Origin of the sequence: Campylobacter concisus, from assembly GCF_002913045.1 — a bacterium.
GTDB classification, from domain to species: Bacteria; Campylobacterota; Campylobacteria; order Campylobacterales; family Campylobacteraceae; genus Campylobacter_A; species Campylobacter_A concisus_AP.
Genome location: NZ_PPAF01000035.1, coordinates 360,920 through 377,874 on the forward strand (window position 1 = coordinate 360,920; position 16,955 = coordinate 377,874).

The 16,955-nt window shown below is 38.7% G+C and carries 16 protein-coding genes; 1 reads left to right on the forward strand and 15 read right to left on the reverse strand.

Translation table 11 applies throughout. The features are described 5' to 3' along the window. Positions 1-61 precede the first annotated feature (61 nt). Complete coding sequence (locus tag CYP43_RS05735) at positions 62-2,527, forward strand: AsmA-like C-terminal domain-containing protein (protein ID WP_103583043.1); 2,466 nt, start codon at positions 62-64, stop codon at positions 2,525-2,527. 135 nt (positions 2,528-2,662) lie between these two features. Here CYP43_RS05735 and hypA read toward each other — a convergent pair whose 3' ends face one another. The 15 genes from hypA to CYP43_RS05810 form a co-directional block, all read right to left on the reverse strand. Beyond that, positions 2,663-3,004: a hydrogenase maturation nickel metallochaperone HypA gene (gene hypA / locus CYP43_RS05740; protein WP_103582830.1), complete on the reverse strand. Its 342-nt coding sequence runs from the start codon at positions 3,002-3,004 to the stop codon at positions 2,663-2,665. Beyond that, positions 3,004-3,996 (reverse strand): hydrogenase expression/formation protein HypE, encoded by a 993-nt coding sequence (gene hypE / locus CYP43_RS05745; protein WP_103582831.1) that lies wholly within the window; start codon positions 3,994-3,996, stop codon positions 3,004-3,006. The genes hypA and hypE overlap by 1 nt, the downstream gene beginning before the upstream one ends. Before the next feature lie 8 nt (positions 3,997-4,004). Continuing rightward, complete coding sequence (gene hypD, locus CYP43_RS05750) at positions 4,005-5,093, reverse strand: hydrogenase formation protein HypD (RefSeq protein WP_103582832.1); 1,089 nt, start codon at positions 5,091-5,093, stop codon at positions 4,005-4,007. Continuing rightward, positions 5,093-5,332 carry a HypC/HybG/HupF family hydrogenase formation chaperone gene (locus CYP43_RS05755; RefSeq protein ID WP_054196671.1) on the reverse strand — a complete coding sequence of 80 codons (240 nt, stop codon included), beginning with the start codon at positions 5,330-5,332 and terminating at the stop codon, positions 5,093-5,095. The genes hypD and CYP43_RS05755 overlap by 1 nt, the downstream gene beginning before the upstream one ends. Next, positions 5,332-6,144: a hydrogenase nickel incorporation protein HypB gene (gene hypB / locus CYP43_RS05760; RefSeq protein WP_103582833.1), complete on the reverse strand. Its 813-nt coding sequence runs from the start codon at positions 6,142-6,144 to the stop codon at positions 5,332-5,334. Before hypB ends, CYP43_RS05755 begins: the two co-directional genes overlap by 1 nt. Positions 6,145-6,314: 170 nt before the next feature. After that, a complete protein-coding gene (locus CYP43_RS05765; protein WP_103582834.1) occupies positions 6,315-6,920 on the reverse strand; it encodes a GDYXXLXY domain-containing protein in 606 nt (201 codons plus the stop codon). After that, positions 6,917-8,176 (reverse strand): DUF2157 domain-containing protein, encoded by a 1,260-nt coding sequence (locus CYP43_RS05770; RefSeq protein WP_103582835.1) that lies wholly within the window; start codon positions 8,174-8,176, stop codon positions 6,917-6,919. The genes CYP43_RS05765 and CYP43_RS05770 overlap by 4 nt, the downstream gene beginning before the upstream one ends. A 95-nt stretch (positions 8,177-8,271) precedes the next feature. Continuing rightward, on the reverse strand, positions 8,272-8,640 hold the full coding sequence (locus tag CYP43_RS05775) for a Na+/H+ antiporter NhaA (protein WP_103582836.1): 369 nt from the start codon (positions 8,638-8,640) through the stop codon (positions 8,272-8,274). Between the two features lie 17 nt (positions 8,641-8,657). Continuing rightward, a complete protein-coding gene (gene nikR / locus CYP43_RS05780; RefSeq protein ID WP_021091291.1) occupies positions 8,658-9,071 on the reverse strand; it encodes a nickel-responsive transcriptional regulator NikR in 414 nt (137 codons plus the stop codon). Positions 9,072-9,116: 45 nt separating this feature from the next. After that, positions 9,117-11,342, reverse strand: a complete 2,226-nt coding sequence (gene hypF / locus CYP43_RS05785) for a carbamoyltransferase HypF (protein ID WP_103582837.1) — start codon at positions 11,340-11,342, stop codon at positions 9,117-9,119. After that, entirely contained in the window at positions 11,326-12,798 is a 1,473-nt protein-coding gene (locus CYP43_RS05790; RefSeq protein ID WP_103582838.1) for a hypothetical protein, read from the reverse strand. Before CYP43_RS05790 ends, hypF begins: the two co-directional genes overlap by 17 nt. Next, positions 12,795-13,337 carry a HyaD/HybD family hydrogenase maturation endopeptidase gene (locus CYP43_RS05795; RefSeq protein WP_103559625.1) on the reverse strand — a complete coding sequence of 181 codons (543 nt, stop codon included), beginning with the start codon at positions 13,335-13,337 and terminating at the stop codon, positions 12,795-12,797. Before CYP43_RS05795 ends, CYP43_RS05790 begins: the two co-directional genes overlap by 4 nt. After that, positions 13,337-14,017, reverse strand: a complete 681-nt coding sequence (cybH, locus tag CYP43_RS05800; protein ID WP_103582839.1) for a Ni/Fe-hydrogenase, b-type cytochrome subunit — start codon at positions 14,015-14,017, stop codon at positions 13,337-13,339. The genes CYP43_RS05795 and cybH overlap by 1 nt, the downstream gene beginning before the upstream one ends. Positions 14,018-14,026: 9 nt before the next feature. After that, positions 14,027-15,745 carry a nickel-dependent hydrogenase large subunit gene (locus CYP43_RS05805; RefSeq protein ID WP_103582840.1) on the reverse strand — a complete coding sequence of 573 codons (1,719 nt, stop codon included), beginning with the start codon at positions 15,743-15,745 and terminating at the stop codon, positions 14,027-14,029. Between the two features lie 9 nt (positions 15,746-15,754). Beyond that, a complete protein-coding gene (locus CYP43_RS05810) occupies positions 15,755-16,900 on the reverse strand; it encodes a hydrogenase small subunit (protein ID WP_103582841.1) in 1,146 nt (381 codons plus the stop codon). Between the last annotated feature and the right edge of the window lie 55 nt (positions 16,901-16,955).

Sequence of the window (16,955 nt, forward strand, 5' to 3'; positions counted from 1 at the left end):
ATTTATCTTACTTTTAAAATACGGCATAAAAATTAACGATTTCGAGTTTTACGGCGTAAAATTGGAGCAATTATATATAAAATTAGATAAAAAAATAATTGCAAGAGCAAAGCATATAAAGCTTCCAAATTTTAAGAAAGAGAGCAAGCAAAAAAGCAGCGATGAGCGCCTTTTAAATCTTAGTAAAAGCGTAGATTTTATAGATACGATTTTTCAAGAAATTTCACTTGAAAATGTGCAAATAGGTGATGATTTTAAACTAAAAATTCTATTTTTAGATGATATATTTTTTGTTGATAGCCCTTATTTAAATGTGGATATAAAATTCCAAAACGAACAGCAAGACGGAATAGATCTTTTTAGCGTTAGAAATTTAAGCTTTAAGGATTTTAACGTAAGCATTAGTGGCGAAGGAAGTGCAGATTTTGATAAAAATGACTATAAATTTGAGGGAAATTTTACCTCTCATGAGCTGCAAGGTAAGCTAAATTTTGCTCTAAAAGATACATTTTTAACTTACAAAGCTTATGATGTCGAGGCTGGAAGTATCAAAAACTTCATTGATGAGCTTGATAGACGCATAGAGCTAAATAGTGAAGTTAAAAGCTGGATATATGGATACATCGTTGCTGATGATTACGAGCTTAAAGAGATAAATGGCAAGGCTGATCTAGCCAAAAATAACTTTTATCTAAATGATCTAAATGCCACCGCAAATACTAAAAATTTGCTCGTTAAATTTGAAAAAGACTTGCCTGCCGTAAATGTAGGCGAGGCAAATATCACGCTTAAAAACTCAAAGCTTAAATTTGATCTTATTTCGCCTATTTACAAAGGTAAAAAGCTTGATGGCTCAAGCGTTGTGATAAATAATATCTTTGATGAAAAAAGTGCAAATTTAGAGCTTTTTATAAAGACAAAATCGATCTATGATGAAGCTATAAATGAGATATTAAAAGCCTATAAGATCATCGTGCCAGTAAGGCAGCTTAGCGGAAAAATGGATGCTAGCTTAAAAATTTTGATAAAGCTTGATGAGAAAAGCTTAGAAAATTTTGATGAAAGAAGCGTCATTGCAAATGGAGAATTTAAGCTAAGTGACGCGATTTTAGAGATTGCTGGAAGTAAATTTAATACCAAAAATGCTCTCGTAAAGCTTATAAATACGACGAATTTAAACATAGATGCTACCGGCTTTGGACTTGAGTTTTTTAAAGCAAATGCCAAGGCTGATATAAATTTACAAAAAAGTACTGGCGAGATAAAAGGCGTGATAGAAAGCTTTGACCTAAAAGAGAAAAATGATGAAATTTTGGCCTTTAAAAATGAGCCATTTAGCGCATTTTTAGACTTTAGCAAGGCTGATGAAACTTTGCTTAAGATAGAGCCATTTGGACTTGATATGAGCTTTGGCAGTGAAAGTAAAATAGCAACAAAAAATAGTAAATTTTTCATAGAGAGCTCGCCTGTTTTAAAGCAAAACGGCGTGCTTGGTTTTGATGAGCTTAGTATAAAAAGTAAGGATTTTACTGATCTTGAAATTTTTGCCAAAGAGGTAAACTTTGACTTGCCGTTTTTAGATAAAAATGGCTCAAAGTACGAAAATGACGATCTTAAAATTTTAGTCTCAAAAGCTGGTGTGAAGGTAGATAGCGCAAGTAAAAAGCTAAGCCTAGACATAAAAGAAAAAGCCATAAACGTAAAAACTCAAGATCTAGATTTGCTAGTACTTGACGATAACAAAACCAGCGAGCAAAGCACTCCACTTGAGCTCTTGGCAAGAAACAGTGATATTATTTTAAAAGATTTAAACAAAACACTACCATTTACTAGCTTTAGCGCCGAGAAAAAGGGCAAAAGCATCTCACTAAATGGCCTAGCTCAGCAAGGTAGACTTGGCTATTTTAACGATGAAAAGAGCATAAGCTTAGACGCAACTGACATAAGTGGCGAATTTATCAACGATCTTTTTGGTATCAAGAGCTTTGAGGGCGGTAAATTTCGCTTAAAACTTCTTGGAGAAAACACAAAAGATTTTAAGGCAGAGGTGAGATTTTTTGGAACATATCTCAAGGACTACATCTTTTATCAAAAGCTGCTTAGCTTCCTAAACTCGGTACCATCGCTTCTTAGCTTTAAAACGCCTGACTTTAACGACAAGGGCTTTACTGTTAAAAATGGCAAAATTTTACTCACTAGAAAGGGCGACGTGATCGAGTTTTTAGCGATCGAGATGATAGGAACAAGTGCTGATATCGGCGGACGTGGCACGATTGATCTAAAGAGCAAAAAAATAAATATCGATCTTGAGCTAAAACTACTAAAAGATGCTAGCAGTATCATTGATAAAATTCCACTGGTAAATCAAATAATCCTTGGCAAGGACCGCTCGCTCTCAACCGTTATCGCCATACGAGGCACTACCGATAAGCCTGAGTACTCGACGCAGATCTTGCAAGACGCCCTGCTCTCGCCACTGAAGATAATAAGAAACGTGATTCAGGCTCCGTTTTTGATATTTGAATAAAGAAGTAGTTTTATGCTTTTAAGGGGCAAAATCATAAAAGAGAATTTTTATAGTGCCATATTAGTAGTCTAGACAAGTTATAGCTATTGTTTTGCTTGCTGGCAAGGCTTGATTAAATTAAACTGCGATTTAAATTTACTTCATCTCAAGGCGCATGAGATACATATCTTCGCCGTCAGTTACCTTTAAATTTTGGCTTTTGCACTTTGGACAAGTAAAGTCATTTTCGCTAAGTTCCCCACCAAATCCGCAATCCAAACACTCGATAACCACAGCTTGTAAATTTATCACAAGCTCGGCATTTTCGCAGATCGTGCCAGCTTTGTAGACATCAAAGGCGCTCTCTAGATAGTGTGGCTCTACTCCGCTTAAACGGCCAACCTTTATCTCGATCTTGCTTATCTCTTTAGCACTTTCTTTAGCGGCGTTTTTCTCACAAAGGCTGACTAAATTTTGAACGATGCTAAGCTCGTGCATTAGCAGATCCTTGGTAGTAGCTCGCCCTTTGGCGGCTCGAGAAATCTTCTTGATTTATAGACGTTTTCGATGATGACGCGCTCGTTTTTGGCCTCCATTACTTCGCCTATTATCATCGCATTTTTGTCAAATTCTCTTAAAATTTTAAGCGCGGCCTCGGCCTCGCTCTCATCAACAGCCATCACAAAAGTGCCCTCATTTGCAAGCTCATAAGGCTCAAATCCAAATAGCTCACAAACACCCATCACTTCGTTTGCTACCTTGATATTTTCTTCAAAAACCAAAATGTCAAATTTACTAAATTTAGCCCACTCATTTAGCACCGCACTTAGTCCGCCCCTTGTCGCATCGCGCATAGTTTGCGGCTTTATACCAGCGCTAAATAGCTTTAAAGAAACCTCTTTTAAACTCTTACAGTCACTTTTTAGATCAAGCCCAAGTTCAAATTCTTCTCTTGCTGCTAGCACCACACCGCCGTGCCTACCAACATCTCCAGATATTAAAATTTTAGCCCCTGCTTTTAAATTTTTAAGCTCCACGCCTTCACAAACTATCTCGCCGATGCCTGCTGTGTTTATAAAAATTTTATCGCATTTGCCCTTTGGCACGACCTTTGTATCACCACAAACTACGCTCACACCGCTCTCTTTACAAGTTTTTGCAAGAGAGCCAAGCACACGCTCGAGCTCCTCTACACTAAGCCCCTCTTCGATGATGAGCGAACAGCTTAGGTATTTTGCGCTTGCTCCAACCATCGCTAGGTCGTTTATTGTGCCGCAAGCTGCGATCTTGCCAATGTCACCGCCATTAAAAAAAATGGGAGTCACGACAAAGCTATCAGAACTAAAAGCAATCTTGCCGCCCAAATTTAATATCGCCGAGTCGTTGCTCTGCCTTAAAATTTCATTATCAAAAATTTTAAATATCGTCTCATTAATAAGCGAGTTCATCTCCTCGCCGCCTCCGCCGTGGCTTAGCATTATCTTTTTCATTAAATTCCTTAACCAACTCTTGCGTATTTGAAATACGCCGCACAAGCGCCCTCACTTGAGACCATGCACGATCCTATCGGATTTTGCGGGTTGCAGACCTTGCCAAAGACTTTGCACTCTGTTGGCTTTGCTAGCCCTCTTAAAATTTGCCCACAAATGCAAGCCTTGCTCTCGCCAGCGCTCTCTACGCTGCAGTCAAACTGCACTCTGGCGTCAAGGTAGACAAACTCATCTTTTAGTTTCATGCCGCTTTGCGCTATCTCGCCAAGGCCTCTCCAGACAAAGTCGCACGGCTCAAAGTACTTAGCTATGAGCTCTTTTGCCTTGAGGTTGCCCTCTTCTTTGACTGCCCTTGCGTACTCGTTATAGACTTCATAAGTGCCTGCGTTTTGCTGACGGACTAAATTTAGCACACTTGCCATTATATCAAGCGGCTCAAAACCGCTAATGGAGATAGGCCTTTTAAATTCGCTTGCCAGCTCTTTGTAAATTTTGCTACCCGTGATGACGCTTACGTGACTTGGTCCTAAAAATGCGTCTATCCTCACATTTTCATCGCTCATTATGGCTCTAACTGGTGCTGGGACGGTTACGTGATTTATATGAAAGTATAAATTTTTAATGCCCTCTTGCACCACTTTTTCAACCAAATTTGCACTCATCGGAGTCGTCGTCTCAAAACCGATCGCAAAAAATATTACCTTTTTGTCTGGGTTTTGCTTAGCTATATTTAGCGCATCAAGTGGAGTGTAAAGCGCTCTTATATCGTGTCCTTCGCCGCGAAGCTTTTGCAAGCTTGTCTTTGAGCCAGGCACTCTTAGCATGTCAGCTAACGTGCAAAAGATCACATTCTCCATGCTAGCAAGTTTACAGGCCTCATCTATGCGGCTCTTTGGCATCACGCAGACCGGACAGCCTGGGCCGTGGATGAAATTTATATGCTCTCCAACTAAGCTTGGCAGTGCAAACTTCATAATGCTATGCGTGTGACCGCCGCAAATTTCCATGATATTTAAGGGCTTTGTGCTCTCTTTTTGGATGAGCTTTGAAAGGGCTAGGATTAAATTTTTATCGCGAAAGTCATTGATAAGATCCATCAAATTTTCCCCGCGTTCATATCATCAGCGATCTTTTGATAGACCTCTAAACTCTCAAGCGCAAACTGCGTATCGATCTTTTGCATAGCGTATCCTACGTGGATTAGCACATATTCGCCAACTTTTACCTCTTCAGAGATGAGATCTAGGCTTACCTTTCTAGTAACGCCTAAAGTCTCAACGGTGGCAACGTTATTTTCATCTATTTCTATTACTTTTGAAGGGATCGAGAGACACATTATCTTAGCTCTTTTTTAAATTCCAAATAACTTATCCACTTATCGATACCTTCACCAGTTTTACTATCTATCACAAAGATATCGACCTTTGGATTTAGCTTTCTAGCGTCGTTTTTCACTCGCTCGATATCAAAGTCAAAGTGCGGCGCAAGCGAAGCTTTTGTGATAAGAAGCACGTCAGCAGCCCTAAACATCACTGGATATTTGCTCACCTTATCATCGCCCTCTGGCACTGAAAGAAGCACAGCGTTAAAGTGCGAGCCAACGTCATAGCTTGCAGGGCAGACTAAATTTCCAACATTTTCTATAAAGACTAGGTCAAGCTCATTTAGAGGCAGATGATGAAGCCCCTCATGTACCATAAATGCGTCCAAGTGACAGGTCTGACCTGTGCTTATCTGATGAGCCTTTGCGCCAGCTTTTACTATGCGATCAGCATCTTGATTTGTCTCCAAGTCTCCCTCAACAACGCCTATTTTAAATTTACCAGCCTTTATCGTAGCCTCTAAAAGCGTCGTCTTGCCAGCGCCTGGGCTACTCATCAAATTTACACAAAGTATCTTTTTCTCATCAAGATGTGCTCTGTTGTGAGCTGCCTCTTTGTCGTTTTCAGATAGAATTTTCTCTATCACGTCTATGGTTTTACTCTCGTTTAGCACAGGGTGTGCGTGAGCCTCGTGGCTATGTTCGTGCGCGTCATGAGCGTGATCTGTATGCCCATCATGAGTGTGTGGGTGCGAGTGAGTGGTACCATCAGCGTGAGTGTGGGCGTGGGCGTGATTACCCATTGAACAACCGCAATCTTTACACATTTTTTCATCCTTTTTTATTAATTTATGGAGATTTTAACTCTTAAATTTAAAAATAAAATTAAAATTTAGGAGTTTTTGCAAATAGATCAAAATTAATTAATTTATTTAAATTTTTATTTAAATTTAAAAATATAAATGAAATTTACACAAGAATTTTGACTAAATTTACTTTACTCTTTTTGCCTAATCTCATCCAACTTATCAAAATTTTCATCACCGAGTAGTTTTTTACTATTTTTTTGGACATTCTTTTGGATTATTAGATCCTTTAGTCTAGCCTTGCCATTATCCATCACCATCAAAACCGCATACGCATCAACGTCTTCTTCTCTCATTTCATCTTCAGTATTAGCTGCACTATCAGGCGACATATAAAAGTGCTCTATGCCGTATTTTACGAGCGAGTAGCCATCATATCTACCAGCTAAAAACACTCCATTTTCTGGCTTACTTGCACTAAATTTTGCAAAGCTGTAGGTGCCATTAACATCTGGTTTTAAAACAGCATAAACTCTAGCTCCATCTCTTGCTCTCTCATCGTATTGGTCGATATAGCGGTCATCTTTATCATTTTCGTCAAAATTTCTTGAGTGAAAATTTGAAAATTCATAGTTTAAATCAACATAATTTCCGCGAAAAAGATCTCTTGGATCGTAAAGACTTACCCTTACTCTTACCTCTTGCCCAAAATAAAGTGGCATAAGTGCGTAGCCAAGCATAATGCCAATAAGCAAAATTTGAAAAACTACAGCTACTATTAATACTTTTATCTTCATTTTTTACGTCCTTTTCTAGCGACAACTAGCACTATAAAAGCAAACACCATAAATAGCGCCGTAGCACCAATATAATCACCTATTAGCTGGAAATACCTCACGGCTGCAACCAAAAATATCATACAAAGACCAAGTTTTAACTCACCCTTTTTGATAAGAACCGCAGCTGTTATGATATTTGCGAGCGAGAAAAATATATTTGCGTAGCCAGGACCGTAGCTAAAGATAAATGGCAACGACACGAGCAGTGCCCCAAGCAGCAAACCACTCTTGTTTTTTTCTTTAAAAAATAGTGCAAAATAAGCAACACTAAATAGGATAAAGACAAAGCCAAAATTGCTTTTAAAAAACGACTTCACAAACCAAAGCTCTTCATCTCCAACCTCAAATAAATTTCTTTCTTCAAATAAAAATAGACAAAATAACAACACAAAAACGCCAAAATTTTTACCAAATTCTTTTGTAAATGCGCCAAGCCCTACTCTAAATTTATCTAGTAGCGGCGAAATGCTAATAAGTAAAAGTGCATAAGATAGCGATACGATCGCAACCATTGGAAGTCCAAACAAAAATCCATAATCAAATATCGCTCTAAAACCACTAATGTAGCCGCAAAATGAAATGATGTATATAAAAATATCTATAAAAAGCACAAAAGCAAGCCATTTTGAGTCGTCTTTGTAAAGCGTATATGCGCCAAGTACTATAAAAATGATAAAGCCAAAACCAAAGTCGCCCTGGTAAGCTATCATAAAAAACCAAACCGTCGCAAAGATAAGGCTTTGGGCTACCAACACACCTTTTTTACTAACAAAAGAAACTGCAAATGCTCCGATACTCCAAAGCAAAATACCACCGCTTGGCTCATCGCTAATGTTATAAATTTGGGCAATAAGTGCAATCGCTGCACCAAAGCAGAAATTTCCAAGAAAAAACATCGCTGTTGATAGATTTTCCTTTCCCTTTGCGAGATAGTAAATTCCACCAAAATTTACAAGCCCAAGTACAAACAACACAAGTGCCAAACGTCCTAGTCTAGGTATCTCTTCCCAATTTGCACCAACGAGCGTAAAAAAGGCTAGCGCAAAAAAGAGATATGCTACGAGCTTTAGGACAAAACTTATCTTGTCACTATGAGCATCAGGATCGATGTCATATAAATTTGCTATTTTTATAGCGGTCTCTTTATCGACTATACCGTCACTTTGCCACCGATCCAGCTCTTTTGTTAGAAAAATTCTATTTAAAAAGTTCATTATTCACACTCTCTTTTATAAGATATACAAAATACCAAATTTCTAGCCAGTGCCTTAAATGCCGTATTTATGTCCATTGACACTGCCTTAGTCTTTCAACAAAAAATATAATTGTGATTTAAAATATAAAAAAATACAGAAGCTAAGATGCCACCGATGATAAAAATTTTTAGCAAGGTAGCTTGGGCCAGACTCCTAAGCTTTGCTTTAAAAATTTCTCGCTTAAGCCTAAACCCAAGTAAAAATAAAAAAACGGCAATCAAACTATCATTTACCAAAAGGATAAGGGGCTTTTGTATCGGCGATCTGCCAAAATTTAGCCTTGTATCGATTTGTAAAAATGAGTTATAAAAACTGCTTAAAAAAATATTTTCAAAGATAAATGCCACTAAAGCAACAGCGATAAGAAAAATACCACCACTAACTTCACCTATAAAAAAATCCCAAAAATTCCTAAAACACATAAAGACCCTTAAAAAAACTAAAACCTAGGAATAGCTGCCCTTGTGAGTTTAGAAAATTTTACACCCTTTAAGCCGGCGATCCTTTCAGCAAAGCGTTCAATTTTGCCCGCCTCGCCTCTTATTGAAATCGTTTCTAAGCAGTTATGGTGATCGACATGAACATGGTTTGTGCAGATGATTTTCACATCAGAGCTATGCTCTATATCCATCTTTTTATTCACCAAATCGTTGTGATGATGCATATAAATGAGCGTCAAAACCCCGATCAACTCCTCGCTAGCGTCTTTCCAGCTATCACTTACGATCTTTTCACGTATCAAATCTCTCGTAAATTCGCTCCTAGAAGCATAGCCTTGTTCGCTAACCTTTTTATCTAGTTCGTCTAGTAACTGACTAGGTAAAGAAACACTAAAACGTATAACACTATCCATTTTCTGCTCCTTTCTCGTTTGATTACCGTTTATAATCATTATACATCACTTATTAGAAAATGTGGATAAATAATAATAAATTTGCCCTAAATTTACGTTAGAATCGTTGCTACAGAATTTTTTATTGATATAAAATTTCAAATTTGCTTTAGTAAATTTTTTGTAAATAAGTTCGAGTAAAGTCTTATTTTGAAAAACTCCGCCGCTTAGCAAAATTTCCATTTTTTCTTTTTTTGAAATTTCAAAAATAATATCAGCCAAGCCATTTATAAACGCCGTTGCAGCCACTCTTGGCTCATCTTTTAAAGTACTTTTAAAAGCTTCTTTAATGCCGATCACTCCATTATCTAGGCTAAATTTGTAACACGCATCTAAATTTTTATCATAAAGTGCTTCAAGCCTCATACCGCTCTCGCCCTCAAAGCTTGAGTGAAAAAGACCACAGATAATAGCACCAAATGCGTCAAATATCCTACCAACCGAGCTAGTCTTTACTAAGTTTAATCCTTTTTGCTCCATTTTTTTAAAATTTGCAAGCATTTTTTCATCAAAATTTACTAAAAATTTACTCGCTTCTTCTTCAAGTGAGTACTTCAAAATAATAGAATAAGCGATGAGATAGATATTTTTTATGCTATTTTCGCCACCAAATAAGCTAAATTCATCAAAATGATAAACTCTATTAAAGCCCTTTTTATCTAGCCTAAAAACCTCCCCACCCCAAATTTTGCCGTCTTCTCCGTATCCGGTTCCGTCAAAACAAAATCCGAGATACTCTTTGTCTGCTAGCTCATTTTCAAATATTACACTTAGTAGATGGGCGTAGTGATGTTGCAAATAGATGAGCTCAAAACCCTGTTCTTTTGCCCATTTTGTATTTAAAAAATTTGGATGCAAATCGGCTATAACTTTATCGATTTTTAGGCTGTAAGTCTTTTCAAAAAGGGTGAAAATGTCCTTAAACCTATCAAAAGTCGCCACGTTTTTTAGATCGCCGATATACGGGCTAATCATCAAAAGCCCGTCTTTATAGATGCAAAATGAGCTCTTTAGCTCCGCTCCAAGGGCTAAAAAGGTCCCTTTTTGCTTGAAATTTGTATGAATGAAATTTGGATTTAGCCCACGGCTCGTTCTTGTGAAAATTGTCTCATCACCAACGCAAAATGCGATACTATCGTCACTTGGCGAGTAAATTTCTCGGTCGTGATCAAGGTAAAAATCTATGACGTCACCTAGTTTTTCTCTTAGCTCACTCTCGTCTTTTATGACAACTTCACCTGAGATATTCGCGCTAGTTGCGATGATGTCGTGTTCTAAATAATCAAACAGTAAAAGATGTATGCCACTAAATGCGAGCATGACGCCAAGCTTGTTTAAATTTGGAGCGACGCTTTTTGCGATATTTGAGCCATTTTTTGCCTCAAGCAAGACGATTGGCTTTAAATTTGAAGTAAGAAGCCTGGCCTCTGCTTCTGAAATTTGCGCTATTTTTCTAGCATTTTCTAAATTTTTACTCATTAGGGCAAAGGGCTTGCTTGGGCGGTGCTTTCTAGCTCTTAGCTCGCTAACTGCGGCTTCATTTGTCGCATCACAAATCAAATGAAAGCCACCAAGCCCTTTAATGGCTAAGATTTTGCCCTCGTTTATGAGCTTAGCCGCATCTTTGGCCGCTTCGTTTTTACTAGCCAAGGCTTTACCAAATTTATCTTTTAGATAGAGCTTTGGTCCACAGTTTGGGCAGGAGATCGGCTCTGCGTGATAGCGGCGGTTAAGCGGATCTTTATACTCGCTCTCGCAAAATTTGCACATTTTAAACTCATTCATCGTCGTATTTACCCGGTCATAAGGCAATGCTTTGATGATGGAAAATCTTGGTCCGCAGTTGGTGCAGTTTATAAATGGATATTTGTAGCGTGGATTTGTGGAGTCATAAAACTCGCGCAAGCAGTCGTCACAAAGCGCGTAATCAGGCAAAATAGGCGCTTGCTTGGTCGCTGCCTTTGAGGCGATGATCTCAAGCTTTTTATAAATTTTATCTATCTTAAATTTCTTTAGCTCATCGATCCTGGCAAGGGCTGGCAGCTTCTCATAAAGCTCTTTTTCAAAAGCCAAAAAGTTAGCCTCATCGCCGCTAAAATTTAGCTTCACGCCCTCATCATCGTTGTAAATTTCGCCAACAAGCTTAAATTTATCCGCTAAAGTATAGACAAAAGGTCTAAAGCCCACACCTTGAACTAAGCCTTTGATCTCATATCTAAAGCTTGATCTCAACGCCAAATCCGGGGTCAAAATTTGTTTTTATATTTGGGTTTAGGTGCTTTTTTATCAAGTTGCTAACTACCTTGTTATAAAATAGATCCCCGCCTAAAGTAACATTTTTAATGCTAAATTTATCTCGTTTTTCATAGCTAAAATCACTCAAAAAATGCGCTAAAGACTCGGTGCAACCAAAGCTGATATTCTTCTCTCCAGCGCCAGCAAGGATGAATGAAATGATACTTTTTACAAACTTAACCCCGTCTAAACCAAAGTCATCTTTCATCTTATAATCGATCCTAACTCCCTTTTGACCGCTAAAATCAGCTGCCATAAGAAGCAAATTCTCCCCTGCTTTTTTAAAGTCATCGCATAAGCCAAGTATGCGCCCAGCTATGCAAAATAGCGAGAAAAAGCTAGCATTTGAGCTAAATTTACCGCTCGGCAGAGTATGCTCGTTACTGAAGTTTTCAAGTAGCCTTTCACCACCCTCATCAGCTCTTATGAGCTCATAAATTTCTTCAAAGCTACTAAATTTTGGCAAAAATAGAAGCTGCGTTTTGCTTGATTTTGAAAGCAGGCAAATTTCATCATCGCTAAATTTGCTAAATTTTAACCCCAAAGCTATATCACCAAAATTACTAAGCTCAAATTCCTCATCTTTTGTATAAAAAAATGGGCTTAAAACTGCGCTACTTTCAAGCAGAGTTAGTCTTGAAAGAGCATTTTTTTGCTCCTTTACTTTAACGCTTAAAAAGCTAAAATTTTCTTTATTTAGCTGCTCACAAATGGCATAAAGAAAAAGATCGTTTGGTGCCATCACGTCAAAAAATAGCGGCGCGTCCTTATAATTTTGCCTATAAATGGCTGTCGTCTTTAGTGCTAAAAGTGGCTTTTCAAAACTAGCTAGAAATGTCAAAGCTCTATCATCGGCAATAAAAATTTTTGGTAGCTGTTTTAAATTTACAGACATCAAGAAATTTGCGTCAAAATTTACGCCAAGAGAAATTTCATATAAATTTTTATCTTGCTCTATGCAAACGCTCATACCATTTTTTAACAAATTTAGGCAGGTTTTCAGCTTGTCATTAAAATTATCAAGCGTTATCTCACCCTCAAATTTACTCTCACATAGCACGCCACTTTCATTTAAGATAGCCTTTTCGCTAGCCAAAAATGTGCTCGCTTGAGTCGGAGTTAGACCGCCAAATTTTATCTCATTTATCTTGCTATCTTCATCAAGCTCACTTGCAGCCAAGACCTCACTGTGCTTTATGAAAAGACTAAATGGCAAGAGCGCACTTGCTTTATTTGCCACGCTCTCAAGCTCACTGGCGTCTCCACTTACCTTTAGACAAATTTCATCTTCTTTGCACTTTAGGCTATGAGCTAGATCGCCAGCAAGCAAGCGTAAAAATGGCACTAGAAACGAAGCGTCCTTGTGGCAAGTAAATTTAAAAGCAAGTATCATTTTAAACCTTTTTTAGCGTATTCATCAACGATATCATTTAGGGTGAAATTTGCTACTTTTTCACACTTAAAATCAAGCTCTTTTAAGTGATCAAGCAGCGTTTTTTCTAAAATATTAGAAGCGTTTATAACCTCATCTGAGAGGCTAAAATTTGATGATTCTATGCGGCTAGGCACGATGCCTAAAATTTTAGTCGTAGGTCTATCGCCTGCAAGCTCCATTAGATGAAGGGTCTGGAGCATCTCGATCTCATGAGCCGAGCCGTCCCAGCTGATAAAATTTGGTACATTTAGAAAATCAAAAAAATAAACATCGCCCACGCTTGCGCCATTTGCGCTAATGCAATCAACGACGATAAGATAGTCAAATTCGCTTATTATGTGAGTTAGGGCGAGGGCTAAAGTGCCCCCGTCCATTAATGTAAGCTCGTTTTTAGAACTTGTAAATTTATAGTTTTTAGCCATCAAATTTACAAAATGAACACCTATACCCTCATCGGCAAACATCACGTTGCCGATACCAAGAACCAGCACTCTCATCAGTGTTCTTTTACAAATTTATAGCCACTAACGATGGCGTCCATTGCTCCATTTTTACCTTTAACAGCGTTAAATACCGCCATATAAACATGAATCGGCACAAATATCATAATGACCCACATACAAATTCTATGTATCGTTCTAACATTTGCTAGTCCGCCCATAAGCTCTTCAAAAAACCTAGCTGGCTCATAAAGCGCTCCGCCAAGTCCCTCATGATAAACATGAACATAAAGCACAAGACCGCTTAGGCAAATAAGAGTCAAAACAAGATAAAAGAAAAAGTATGAGGCAAACTGCAAAGGATTATAAACGCCCCTTAAATGCGGATGTGGCCCCATAAAAAGATAATACTTAATCTGTGCGATCCAAATTTTTGGATTTAGAAAATCAACCACGCTCATCCACTCTTTTTTGCTATGTTTATCAAAGACAAATAGATAAAATTTAAAGATAAACGCCGCTATTAGCACAAAGCCAGCGATCTGGTGAGTCATACGCCACTTTGCTTGCATAAAATTTGTAGGCTCGCTCGTGATCTCTGGACTCACAAAAACGTATGAGATATAGTAGCCGCTCACAACTAAAAGTGTGATCGCTGCAAATCTAATCCAGTGTGTCAGCCTAACGCCGATGGAGAATTCGTATTCGCTGATCCTGTCAGCATTTTTATGTGACATATTCTCTCCTTACAAATTTGGATTTATCTTATAAGTACTCAAATCATTTCCCTTCGTATCCATAACATGCACAGCACACGCGATGCAAGGATCGTAAGAGTGAATTTTTCGTATTATCTCAAGTGGTTTTGAAAGATCAGCGATCTTTAAACCAACTAAGCACGCTTCGTAGCTTCCCATTTGATTTTGTGCGTCTTTTGGAGAGGCATTCCATGTGCTTGGCACGACTGCTTGCCAGTTTGTGATAACACCATCTTTTATGCGGCACCAGTGGCTAAGCGCACCCCTTGGAGCATTGCCTTGAAAATTTCCTTTGTACTCTTTTTTGTTATCGATTACATATTTTGCGCAAGTCTCTTGATCTGATTTTAAATTTTCTACCAAGGCATTAAATGCATCCATTGTATGCTCTGCAACTACTTTTGCCTCAAGCATACGAGTAGCGGTTCTGCCTAGAGTTGAGAAAACTGCACTTAATGGCAAGCCACTCTTTGCTAAAAATTCGTCAACTACTTTTTTAACTCTCTCGTTGCCTCTAGCGTAGTTTATAACGATACTTGCTATTGGACCTACTTGCATAGGCATGCCATCATATCTTGGTGCTTTAATCCAGCTATATTTACCTTTTGTATCAAAAAGCTTACTATGAGCTAGTTTGCCCTCGGCGTCTATGCTCTCGCCGTCAATAAGGCCTGTGTAGTTTGCCTCAGTCTCGCCATCATATGGATGAAGCGCTTTGTCATTTTTATACCAAGCTCTTGTCGCCTCTTCTGTGATCTTGTCTTCGTCTATGTCATAAACCTTGCTAAGATCGCCATTTAAGATATAGCCACCTTTAAATAGATGGTCATTTTTGCCAATCAAAAACTCATCATAGCAGAATAAATTTGCCACACCAGCATCGTTTAGAACGCTTGGCTCATTACCATAGGCTTTAGCCGCCATCAAGATATCTGGATAGTAAGCTCTATCAACAAATTCTTTGATCTCGGCAAATTTGCTCATATATTCGCCCATTCTAGCTGGATCCATAAGGTCCATCACGCAAGTCACGCCGCCAACTGTTAGGCTTTGTGGATGTGGGTTTTTCGCGCCAAAGATCGCCATCATCTGAGCTGCTGTTCTTTGAATTCTAAGGCACTCTAAGTAATGTGAGAGGACGATTAAATTTTGCTCTGGCGTAAATTTATATGTGCTATGTCCCCAGTATGCGTTGGCAAATGGTCCAAGATTGCCCTTTTTAACAAAGGCTTCAACCCTCTCTTTTACCTCTTTTAGCTTGTCAGCTCCTGTGGCAAATGGCAAATCAGTGTATTTAAACGCCTCTTCGCTAGCTTTATGCACATCTGCGCTCAGTGCGGAGACCACGTCTGCCCAGTCCATGCCGTGGAGCTGATAAAAGTGCACGATGTGATCGTGAAGATATAAAGCTGCGTTCATAAGCGTTCTAGTTAGCTCTGCATTTAACGGAGGCTTGATACCAAGAGCATTTTCAACTGCGATGATACCTGCTCGGTAGTGTGAGTATGTACAAACGCCACAAATTCTTTGCATAAAAAAGCCAGCATCTCTTGGATCTCTGCCTTTTACGATCTGCTCTAAACCACGCCAAAGAGTTGAGCCAGAATACGCCTCTTTTACGACATTATTTTCATCTACAACAACTTCTATTCTTAAGTGTCCCTCGATACGTGTTATAGGGTCTATTACTATTCTTTTTTCACTCATTTTTTCGCCTTATTCTTTATCTTTACTCATAGAAGCTATAACAGCGTGAGCTGCTATACCAATGCCGGTAAGAGCTAAAATTCCGATGCCAACTTTATCGCTGACGTTATCAGCTCCAAGACCTAAAACAGTATCAAAGAGTCTATCTGCCATAGGCTCTTCAAATGGTCCCATCGTATCCCAAAAGTCTGGCTCTGAGCAGCCTATACAGCCGTGTCCCGCTTGAACTGGCCATGATGTGTGCTGGTTAAATCTCTCGCGTGAGCAGTTATTAAATGTATATGGACCTTTGCAACCTACTTTGTATAAGCAGTAGCCATTTTTTGCACCTTCATCGCCGAAGTTTTGGACAAACTCGCCAGCGTCAAAGTGACCACGTCTTTCGCAAAGATCGTGAATTCTTAAGCCATAAGCCCATTTTGGCCTATTATAAACATCAAGCGCTGGAAGTGTGCCAAAAAGTAAGAAGTGAAGCACGTTGCCAACGATATTTTTCTCACTTGGTGGACAGCCCGCAACATTAATAACTGGCTTATCAGTGACCTTTGAAAGTCCTACTGAATTTGATGGATTTGGCCTTGCAGCTTGAATGCCACCAAAGCTAGAACAGGTGCCGATCGCAAAGATAGCAGCTGCATCTTTTGAAGCATTTACAGCATGAGTTTTACCTGTTGTGCCATGAGGTCCAACTGTTAGGAAATTTTCAGTCGCACCAGTTGGAATACCTCCCTCAACTAGTAGGATGTATCTGCCTTTATACTTTTCAATAGCACTTTCTAAATTTTCTTCAGCCTGCCAACCAGAAGCTGCCATGATAGTTTCGTGGTATTCAAGGCTTATGTAGTCAAATATAAGACTATCTATACTTGGAGCATCGGTTCTTAGTAAGCTCTCGCTACAGCCTGTGCATTCTGCCATATGAAGCCATATCACAGGAAGCCTATCGCTAAGCTCAGCAGCACGAGCAACCATCGGTGTCATCGCACTTGGTAGAGCCATAAAAGCTGTCATCGCACCAGCCCACTTCATAAAATCACGCCTCGTAAAGCCCTTCTCTTTTAAAAGCTGCGCAATACTCGAGTCGCTTTTCATCTTAGGCAACGCACTAAGCTCACTTAAGCGTCTATCTATCTTTTGACACAAGTCATTATTCATATAAGCTCCTTTGCTTGAAAATTTTACTTTTGTTAATAATATCTTTGTTTAAAGA